We start from the raw sequence: 8,538 nt of genomic DNA on the forward strand, positions 1-8,538 counted from the left end.
GCTACACTCGGTTGTCCTCGGCCAGCCCGATCAGCAGCTTCAGTGCCTCCTCCGCCCTATCGGCGGGAACGAACAGATGGTCGTGATAAAAGGCCGAAACCGGGTTCACGCCCATGCCGGCGGCGGCCAGGCGCGTGGTGATGGCGGCGAGGAAGCCGACGGCTTCCAGCGACGAATGGATGTTCAGCGTCAGCATCCGGCAACGGAACGAAGCGGTCAGTGCCGCGGCGTTGGCCTCCTCCTCGGTCACGATCAGCGTCACACCCTCGCGCTCGCGAAACACCATCACCGGCTCAACGCCTTCCGGCTGAGGGACGCCGGGTGCCAGCGTGACGAAAACATAGGCGCCGGCGAGCAGCTCCGGTGTCATCGACGCCAGCAGTGTCTTGAGATCGGTTTCGCCGGCCATCTGTCTTCCCTCGCCTGCAAAAAACGGGCCGCAGCCCACGTGCTCTTCAATATCCGCGACCGGCGCGTGCCGATAGTCCAGGCGCTGCAAGGACGACATGGCGATGTCGCTGGCGGCTGGGCTTGCAGAGCTGTCGCATCGCACAATAGAGAAGCTGAGGGCCAGTGCCGGTCCGTGAAAGGCCTTCGATGATCGTTCGCCCGCGCCCCACATTCCTGCAGCTGTTCTTCATCATGCGCGGTTCGGTCGTGCCACGCATTCTGCCGCAAATATTGGGCTTCGCGCTTTATTCCGCGATCATCCTGGCCGCGGCGCGCCGGTTCCAGCTTGATTTCAGCGTCTTCAACATCACGCCTTTCGGCCTGGTCGGCGTGACATTGTCGATCTATCTCTCGTTCCGCAACAACGCCGCCTACGACCGTTGGTGGGAGGCGCGCAAGCTGTGGGGCGCGCTGGTCTTCGAAATGCGCAACCTGGCACGCGCCACCACCAGCCTCATCCCGGACCAGACTGAACAGCGCGCCTTGCTGATGGAAGCGCTCGCCTTCTGTCATTTCCTGCGCGGGCAGCTGCGCAAGATCGACAGCATGAAGGATGCCCGTGCCTTCATCGACGCCGAGGCGGACAAGGCAGCAGCCTTTTCCAATCCGGCGGATGAGATGGTCAGGCGCATGGGTCGGCGTGCCAATGCGCAGCGCCTGGCGGGCGACGTCGACACGGTCGGCTTTCGTATCCTCGATGAGAGGCTCGCGTCGATTGCCGCCATCCAGGCCGGCTGCGAGCGGATCGCCGGTACGCCCTTGCCGTTCGCCTACACGCTGCTGGTGCATCGCACGGCCTATATCGTCTGCCTGCTGCTGCCGATCGGCCTGATCTCGACCACCGGTTGGGCGACGCCGCTGTTCACCGCGCTGATCGCCTACACTTTCTTCGGCCTCGACGCGCTGTCGGAAGAGCTCGAGGATCCGTTCGGCACCGAAGCCAACGACCTCGCTCTCGACAGCCTCTGCCGTGTCTGCGAAATCTCGGTGTTCGAGGCGCTTGGCGAAACGCCGCCGAAGATGATCCCGGCGGAAAAGTTCTATTTTTCGTAGGCAAAGGCGCGCGGGCTTAGCGGGATTAAAAGAATCCGCCCCGCTGTCGGATCGCCGCTCCATGCCACGTCCTTGGTTCGACCCCAGCAAGAAGGGGATAGAGCCATCAGGAGGGACCATCATGAGCATTTCCGAAACCGCGCCCGTCTCGCCGGGCGCTTTGTGGACCGGCCGCGCGCTCAGCGGCGTCATCGTGCTGTTCATGATCTTCGACGGCGCCATCAAGCTGCCGCCGCTCGATATCGTCATCCAGACGATGGTGCCGCTTGGCTGGCCGGCCGATCCGAATGTCGCCCGCATGCTTGGTGTCATCGGCCTGATCTCGACCGCTCTCTATGCGCTGCCGCGCACCTCGGTGCTCGGCGCCATCCTGCTCACCGCCTATATGGGCGGCGCCATCGCCACCAATGTCCGCGTCGACAACCCGCTGTTCTCGCACATTCTGTTCGGCGTCTATCTCGGCATTATCCTGTGGGGTGGCCTGTATCTGCGCGATCCCAGGCTCCGCGCGCTGATCCCGTTCAGCCGTTAGATCCGGATCGAAGCACCGCTTTCGGCTCGAAGCCTGAACCCTTTGCCGGGCAATATCTCAGGGATCGAATCGTCGAGTTGCGAGTTAGAGATTCGCCCGGCGGCGGAGGCGGCTCCTATCGGAGAGGAACGACGATGAAGAAAACGATGCTTTTGATGGCGCTGCTGGTGCCGCTCGCCGCTTGTTCGCAAACGGAAAAAGGCGCGGCCGTAGGCGGCCTCGGTGGCGCTGCCGTCGGTGCGGCCGTCGCCGGCGATCCGGTTGAAGGCGCCGTCGTCGGTGGTGCTGTCGGCGCTGTTGCCGGCGCGCTGATCGGCCGGGCGAGCGAGCGTGGCGAATGCCGCTACCGCGATAGCCGTGGCCGCGTCTATATTGACCGCTGCCCGCGCGGCTATTGACCGGGCGGCTTTTACAGACAGGGTCGAATGAAAAAACGGCGGGCACATGGCCCGCCGTTTTCCTGGATGCGATAGAGCAAATACTTATTCGGCGGTTGCGGCTTCCGCCTCGGCCGGTGCAGCCGCGGCGGCGGCAACGGCAGCAGCGGCATCTTCCTGCGCCTTCTTCAGAAGAGCAGCGCGTTCCTGCGCCTTCTTGCCCGGCTCGGCCTTCTTCGGGTTGGAACGGGCGTCGCGCTTGACGAGGCCGGCCTCGTCGAGGAAGCGCAGCACGCGGTCGGTCGGCTGGGCGCCATGCGCCAGCCAATGCTTGACGCGGTCGGCGTCGACCTTGACGCGTTCGCCGTCCTTGGGCAGCAGCGGGTTCCACGAGCCGATGGACTCGATGAACCGGCCGTCACGCGGCGAACGGGCGTCGGCAATGACGACGTGGTAATAAGGACGCTTCTTCGAGCCCGCACGGGCCAGTCGGATCTTCAACGGCATTTCTTTTCTCCTAAAAACTAAGTTCGTTGATTGGGTTTCAGTTGGTTTTCGTCACGCCGTTGGAAGCGGCGATCTGTTCGTGGTGGCGGATCACTTCGCGGACGACGAAGTTGAGGAACTTTTCCGCGAAATCCGGGTCGAGATGGGCATCCTTCGCCAGCTGGCGAAGCCGGGCGATCTGCTGCTGCTCGCGTGCCGGGTCGGCCGGCGGCAAGCCATGAGTCGCCTTCAGCACGCCAACCGCCTTGGTGCAGCGGAAGCGCTCGGCAAGCATGTGGATGAGGGCTGCGTCGATGTTGTCGATCGACGCCCGGTAATCTGCCAGGAGGGCGCGGGCGTCGGCCATGTCCTTTTCTTCGTTCATGGCGTCCTCACTTCTTCTTGCCAAGGCCGGGCAGCCCGCCACCGCCGAGGCCGGGAAGCCCGGGAAGTTTCATGCCGCCGGGCAAACCTGGCATGCCGCTGGGCAGGCCACCGCCGCCGGGAAGGCCTTTCATGCCGCCGCCTAGGCCGGCTGCCTGCGCCTGCTTCTGCAAGGCTTCGAGCTGCTTGGGGTCCATCTTCGACAGGTCCGGCATGCCGCCGCCCATCATGCCACCCATACCGCCGGGCATCATGCCGCCGAGGCCCATCTTGGAGGCGAGGCCGCCCATCATGCCGCGCATCAGGCCGCCGCCTTTGCCCTTGCCGCCCATCGCCTTCATCATGTCGGCCATGCCGCGATGCATTTTGAGCAGCTTGTTGATTTCGGCCGCGTCGGTGCCGGAACCGGCAGCGATGCGCTTCTTGCGCGAATGCTTGAGCAAATCGGGATTGGCGCGCTCTGCCTTGGTCATCGACGAGATGATGGCGAGCTGGCGGCCGAACATCTTGTCGTCGAGACCGGCGGCGGCCATCTGGTCCTTCATCTTGCCCATGCCGGGCATCATGCCCATGATGCCGCCCATGCCGCCCATCTTCGACATCTGCTGAAGCTGGCCGGCGAGATCGTTCAGGTCGAACTTGCCCGACTGCATCTTCTTGGCCATCGCCGCCGCCTGTTCGGCGTCGATGTTCTCGGCGGCCTTTTCGACGAGCGAGACAATGTCGCCCATGCCGAGGATGCGGTCAGCGATGCGCTTGGGGTGGAATTCCTCCAGCCCGTCCATCTTTTCGCCGGTGCCGATCAGCTTGATCGGCTTGCCGGTGACGGCGCGCATCGAAAGGGCAGCACCGCCACGGCCGTCGCCGTCCATGCGGGTCAGCACGAGACCGGTGATGCCGACGCGCTCGTCGAAGCTCTTGGCCAGGTTGACGGCGTCCTGGCCGGTCAGCGAATCGGCGACCAGCAGGATTTCGTGCGGGCTCGATACCTTCTTGATGTCGGCCATCTCGACCATCAGCGGCTCGTCGATATGGGTGCGGCCGGCGGTGTCGAGGATGACGACGTCGTGGCCGCCGAGCTTGGCCGCCTGCACGGCGCGGCGCGCGATGTCGACCGGCGACTGGCCGTCGATGATCGGCAGCGTGGCGACCTTGACCTGTTCGCCGAGCTGGCGAAGCTGCTCCTGCGCGGCGGGGCGCCGCGTGTCGAGCGAGGCCATCAGGACCTTCTTGTTCTGACGCTCGGAAAGACGCTTGGCGATCTTGGCCGAAGTGGTCGTCTTGCCGGAACCCTGCAGGCCGACCATCATGATGACGACCGGCGCCGGGGCATTGAGATCGATGGCGACGCCTTCAGCGCCGAGCATGTCGACCAGTTCGTCATGAACGATCTTGACGACCATCTGGCCGGGCTTGATCGACTTGACCACGGCAGCGCCGACGGCCTTCTCGCGCACCTTGTCGGTGAAGGAGCGCACCACTTCCAGCGCCACGTCGGCTTCGAGCAGCGCACGGCGCACCTCGCGCAGCGCCGCCGAGACATCAGCCTCCGACAGCGCGCCGCGGCCGGTCAGGCCGTTCAGGATCGAACCAAGACGTTCCTGTAGCGATTCAAACATTCGTTTTCCTTTTCCCTGGCACCCGGATGGTGCCCGAGAGGTAATGCGTTCGCGCCCAGTGTCCAACCAAAAGTCCAAGCAAAAGCCAAAACCAAAAAGCACCCGGGGGCGCTCAGCGCTGCCGGGTGTTGGCCTCCAGGATCGATTTACAGCACTTCACCTCAAAGAGGTTTCGGCGTCCTGGTCGGCTTGCTCGGAGGGATACTCGTCGCGGAATTCGGGGCGTGTAGACAGGAAATCTGCGCAAGAGTCAAGACAAGGGCCGGGTAGCGTCATTCCCGGACCCGCATTCAGGCCGTGCTCGTGCGGTCCGGAAGCTCGGCGGCGACCTTGAGCGGCGAGCGCGGATGCAAAAGCAGCCCGATGGTCAGCAGGCTGCAGGCGATGCCGATGAAGGCGATGAGAACCGCATCCGACGTTGCCCAGCCCGGTCCCTCGAGCGGCCTGGCGTTGAACAGGGCGAAGGAATTGTAGCTTTCCTGATGCGAGATCAGCAGGAAGCCGGTCAGGTTGTTGCCGAGATGAGCACCCAGCGCGGCGCCGAGATTGCCTGTTGCGTAAACGACAAGCGTCAGCAGCAACGCGAAAGCGGCGATCGACGCCAGCACACAGGCGTTGATGGCTGGCGACGAACTCGCACTCCAATGCAGCGAGGTGAACAGCAGGGCCGGCAGCAGCGCCCAGATGAACGGGCTCTTGAACCGGCTGGCGAGACCGCGCAGCAGGTAGCCGCGAAACAGCAACTCTTCCGACGAGGTCTGCAACAGAGTGAGCGCGGCGATCGGGATCGCAAACAGCAGCCAGGACGACAGGCTGATCGGGCCGCGCGCGATCTGCGGCTGCAAGAGATAGAGCAGGATTTCGGAGATCAACGAGGTGATCAGCACCGCGATCAGCCCCTTGAGGAAGCCGGACCACGAAACACGCCGGCTGTTGCCGAGCAGCGCCGACAGCTTCTCGCCATGCACCCAGCGCATCGCGACCCACAGGCCGATCCAGATGCCGGCGAACGAGACGAGCGCGGCGAGGATGCCGATGGGCGAGGCGAGGAAACCCTGCATGCCGGATGATGGGGCCGCCTGCCGGGCGAAGAAGGCATAGGTGCCGCCGACCAGCACGGCCACGGTGGTTGCTGCCCAAAAAAGGACAACGATCCCCGTTCCGAGCAACAGGCGCGGCAAGGTCGTCCTGGCGTTCGGCGAATGCCTGTAGCGCTCGAAGGCGGCCGGATCGATGGTCACGCGGGCTCCTTTGCCAAAGTCATCGCCTATTGACTAATCGATGGCCCGGAAAATCGGAATCGTTTTCCGCAAAGCACAACCCTCAAAGCAGCGTCGGCGCAGAAGAGGCGGCGCTGCGGTGCCGCCTGCCGGCGGCCGCTGCTGTGGCAGCGGCCGCTTATGCCAATTGTCGTCAGCGCACGACGTACATGATGCGCCGGGTCTGCGGATCGATCAGCGCCCGCTGGCCGTTCACATAGACATAGCGGTAATTGTAGTCCGGAATCTCGCGCAGCTCGACGGTGTCGGGCAGGGTCGCGCCGGTGACCACTTCGCCTTCCAGATAGATGGGATCGAGGCGATGCGTGTCGACATAGGTGCGGACTTCAGCCGGGGGCGGCGGGAAGTCATCGACGACCGGATCGCTGGCGATGATCGCGCCGGTATAATCGGTCGAGTAGTTGCCGATGTCCTCCGGCGGCGAGACGACAGCAACGCTGGCGCGCCGTTGCGTCAGCACCACCCGGCTGCCGCCTATATCGGCCGTCACATAGTCGGAATAGACCCAGCCCTGGCCGCCGGCCTCGGCTATGGTGCACCATTTGCTGTTTTCGATGCAGCCATTGAGCGTTGCCGACTGACCGGCGGCGAGCACGCCGATGACAGGGTATTGCGGGCCGGGTCCGGCGCGAACGTTAAGGTCGGTGACGGCTGAGACGGCGGTGTCGGCAAACGCGGCGCCCGACATCACGGTCAGCATTCCGGCGACCGCCGGAAACAACAGGGATTTCATGGTTTCTCTCCGTTTTCATGGTCCCTCGCCAGCGAAAACGGGGCAGCAGCTCATGCGTTCCCGCTAAAGCGCCTGTGCCAACTCACGATTTGTTCCCTGTTCTCCAGGCAAATCGGTCAGAAGTTCGTGAACGAAGTCCAATTTCCGCGCCGTGACGTCCGAAATGACAAAGGGATAGAGGTCCGGCAGGCCCATGCAGCGGTTGATCGAATTGGAGGCTTCCGACAGCACCAGCCAGCGGGCAAGGATCTTTTCGAAAGACTCGGGCGCGGTCGGCGGCTCCGAGGGTGCGGCCTGCAATTCGCCGCCGGTGTCGCCGCGCGGCAAGTCGTTGGCCTCCACCGTCTCCAGCCGGCCGAGCGGAAAGTTCAGTGCGTGCACCATTTCCAGCGTGTCGGTGATGTGCAGGTGGTGAGCCCAGGTCTCGGCCCAGTCCTCCCATGGATGCGAGGTCGCATAGGCCGAGATGTGGCCTTGCTGCCAGTCGGGCGGCGCACCATTGGCATAATAGGCCTTCAGCGCCTGTTCGTAATCGGCGCGGTCATCGCCGAACAGTGCGCGGAAAGCTTCGAGCCGGTGCGGATCGTCGCGGATCAGGCGGTCCCAATAATAGTGCCCAAGCTCATGACGGAAATGACCGAGCAAGGTGCGGTAGTTCTCGCCCATCTCGACGCGGCGCTTTTCGCGCTCGGCCGAATCCGCCTCGGCGACGTTGAGCGTGATCAGGCCATTGTCGTGGCCGGTCAGGATCCGCTCGCCGCCGGGGCCGCCGCCGATCGGATCGGCGAGGAAGTCGAAGGCCAGCCCGATCTCGTCGGCGGGGTTCTGCTTGGGCGCCACCGGCAGCCCGAAGGCCAGCAGCGAATAGATGGCGCGCTTCTTCGCCGCTTCGACACGGATCCAGCGGCGGCGGTTGCCGTCGACGGAGAGATCCGGGATCAACTGGTTGAGCGCACAGGCGCGGCAAAAGGCGTGTCCGGGCTCGGCCATCCAGTTGCAGGCGCATTCATCGGCGTTGGTGCACTGGAAGATGCCGTCGGCGCTCGCCAGCGCGAAACAGGCGTGCTCGGGATCGTAGAGCACGGGGTTCCCGCAGTTCAGGCACTGGGCGTTCTCGAAATAGATGCGATGGCCGCAATGGGGGCAGTCGAAGAGTTTCATGTCGGTCTCAATTCACCGGAGGTGACATAGATGTTCACGGCGGCCCGTGCCCAACGCGAACAGCCGCGCGGCGTTCCACATTTTCCTGAAGCTATTTGGCCGCAAGCTGGGCGACAACCTGTCTTGCCACCGCTTCGCCCGACAGCCGTGCGCCGCCGCAGGTCTGCATTAGCGGGCCGGCCAAGTGCTCGCCGGCGAAGAAGATCTTGTCGGCCACCGGCTGCATGAGCGCGGCGCGCGCCAGGGAACGGCCAGGGCGGGCGGCGGCGTAGGCGCCGCGCACGAAGCGCTCGCCGCCCCAATTGGTCATCATGGCGCGTCCGACATGCTTGCGCGTATCGCCACCGAAGATGCCGCACAGCCGGTCGACGACGAAGTCGATGCCGGCCGCCTCGCCGGCCGCCGACATTTCCCAGGCGAAATCGCCGCCGACGCACCCGACCATCAGGTCAAGGGCGAACGG

11 protein-coding genes are annotated in these 8,538 nt (G+C 64.4%); 3 read left to right on the forward strand and 8 right to left on the reverse strand.

The genetic code is table 11. The annotated features are described in order from the left end of the window. Nucleotide 1: 1 nt before the first annotated feature. Complete coding sequence (locus tag EN990_RS24330) at nucleotides 2-409, reverse strand: ACT domain-containing protein (RefSeq protein ID WP_013528796.1); 408 nt, start codon at nucleotides 407-409, stop codon at nucleotides 2-4. 188 nt (nucleotides 410-597) lie between these two features. Here EN990_RS24330 and EN990_RS24335 point away from each other — a divergent pair, with 188 nt between their 5' ends. The 3 genes from EN990_RS24335 (at nucleotide 598) to EN990_RS24345 (ending at nucleotide 2,433) form a co-directional block, all read left to right on the forward strand. Continuing rightward, nucleotides 598-1,503, forward strand: a complete 906-nt coding sequence (locus EN990_RS24335; RefSeq protein ID WP_127368681.1) for a bestrophin family ion channel — start codon at nucleotides 598-600, stop codon at nucleotides 1,501-1,503. Nucleotides 1,504-1,624: 121 nt separating this feature from the next. Beyond that, a complete protein-coding gene (locus EN990_RS24340) occupies nucleotides 1,625-2,035 on the forward strand; it encodes a DoxX family protein (protein ID WP_027162877.1) in 411 nt (136 codons plus the stop codon). 134 nt (nucleotides 2,036-2,169) lie between these two features. Beyond that, nucleotides 2,170-2,433 (forward strand): glycine zipper domain-containing protein, encoded by a 264-nt coding sequence (locus EN990_RS24345; protein ID WP_013528799.1) that lies wholly within the window; start codon nucleotides 2,170-2,172, stop codon nucleotides 2,431-2,433. A gap of 84 nt (nucleotides 2,434-2,517) precedes the next feature. Here the strand turns inward: EN990_RS24345 and rpsP are convergent, their stop codons facing one another. From rpsP to EN990_RS36275, 7 genes are all read right to left on the reverse strand, one after another. Next, on the reverse strand, nucleotides 2,518-2,919 hold the full coding sequence (rpsP, locus tag EN990_RS24350; protein ID WP_013528800.1) for a 30S ribosomal protein S16: 402 nt from the start codon (nucleotides 2,917-2,919) through the stop codon (nucleotides 2,518-2,520). A gap of 37 nt (nucleotides 2,920-2,956) precedes the next feature. Further along, complete coding sequence (locus tag EN990_RS24355; protein ID WP_013528801.1) at nucleotides 2,957-3,283, reverse strand: chorismate mutase; 327 nt, start codon at nucleotides 3,281-3,283, stop codon at nucleotides 2,957-2,959. Nucleotides 3,284-3,290: 7 nt separating this feature from the next. Next, nucleotides 3,291-4,901: a signal recognition particle protein gene (gene ffh, locus EN990_RS24360; RefSeq protein ID WP_024504031.1), complete on the reverse strand. Its 1,611-nt coding sequence runs from the start codon at nucleotides 4,899-4,901 to the stop codon at nucleotides 3,291-3,293. 290 nt (nucleotides 4,902-5,191) lie between these two features. Continuing rightward, nucleotides 5,192-6,142: a CPBP family intramembrane glutamic endopeptidase gene (locus EN990_RS24365; RefSeq protein ID WP_127369377.1), complete on the reverse strand. Its 951-nt coding sequence runs from the start codon at nucleotides 6,140-6,142 to the stop codon at nucleotides 5,192-5,194. Between the two features lie 172 nt (nucleotides 6,143-6,314). After that, nucleotides 6,315-6,914: a DUF1236 domain-containing protein gene (locus tag EN990_RS24370; protein ID WP_027162879.1), complete on the reverse strand. Its 600-nt coding sequence runs from the start codon at nucleotides 6,912-6,914 to the stop codon at nucleotides 6,315-6,317. A gap of 63 nt (nucleotides 6,915-6,977) precedes the next feature. Then, nucleotides 6,978-8,075, reverse strand: a complete 1,098-nt coding sequence (locus EN990_RS24375) for a putative zinc-binding metallopeptidase (RefSeq protein ID WP_013528805.1) — start codon at nucleotides 8,073-8,075, stop codon at nucleotides 6,978-6,980. A 91-nt stretch (nucleotides 8,076-8,166) separates the two neighbouring features. Next, nucleotides 8,167-8,538 (reverse strand): FAD-dependent oxidoreductase (locus EN990_RS36275; protein WP_245469203.1); only part of this gene is annotated, 372 nt, incomplete at its 5' end.

The sequence above is a fragment of the Mesorhizobium sp. M7A.F.Ca.US.005.03.1.1 genome, assembly GCF_003997975.1.
Classification (GTDB): Bacteria; Pseudomonadota; Alphaproteobacteria; order Rhizobiales; family Rhizobiaceae; genus Mesorhizobium; species Mesorhizobium ciceri.

Excerpts from the sequence above, each read along its gene's own strand:
- EN990_RS24340 (WP_027162877.1), top strand. The coding sequence starts at position 1,625 with ATGAGCATTTCCGAAACCGCGCCCGTCTCGCCGGGCGCTTTGTGGACC.
- EN990_RS24375 (WP_013528805.1), bottom strand. The coding sequence starts at position 8,075 with ATGAAACTCTTCGACTGCCCCCATTGCGGCCATCGCATCTATTTCGAG.
- EN990_RS24355 (WP_013528801.1), bottom strand. The coding sequence starts at position 3,283 with ATGAACGAAGAAAAGGACATGGCCGACGCCCGCGCCCTCCTGGCAGAT.
- EN990_RS24345 (WP_013528799.1), top strand. The coding sequence starts at position 2,170 with ATGAAGAAAACGATGCTTTTGATGGCGCTGCTGGTGCCGCTCGCCGCT.
- EN990_RS24370 (WP_027162879.1), bottom strand. The coding sequence starts at position 6,914 with ATGAAATCCCTGTTGTTTCCGGCGGTCGCCGGAATGCTGACCGTGATG.
- EN990_RS24335 (WP_127368681.1), top strand. The coding sequence starts at position 598 with ATGATCGTTCGCCCGCGCCCCACATTCCTGCAGCTGTTCTTCATCATG.
- EN990_RS24330 (WP_013528796.1), bottom strand. The coding sequence starts at position 409 with ATGGCCGGCGAAACCGATCTCAAGACACTGCTGGCGTCGATGACACCG.
- rpsP (WP_013528800.1), bottom strand. The coding sequence starts at position 2,919 with ATGCCGTTGAAGATCCGACTGGCCCGTGCGGGCTCGAAGAAGCGTCCT.
- ffh (WP_024504031.1), bottom strand. The coding sequence starts at position 4,901 with ATGTTTGAATCGCTACAGGAACGTCTTGGTTCGATCCTGAACGGCCTG.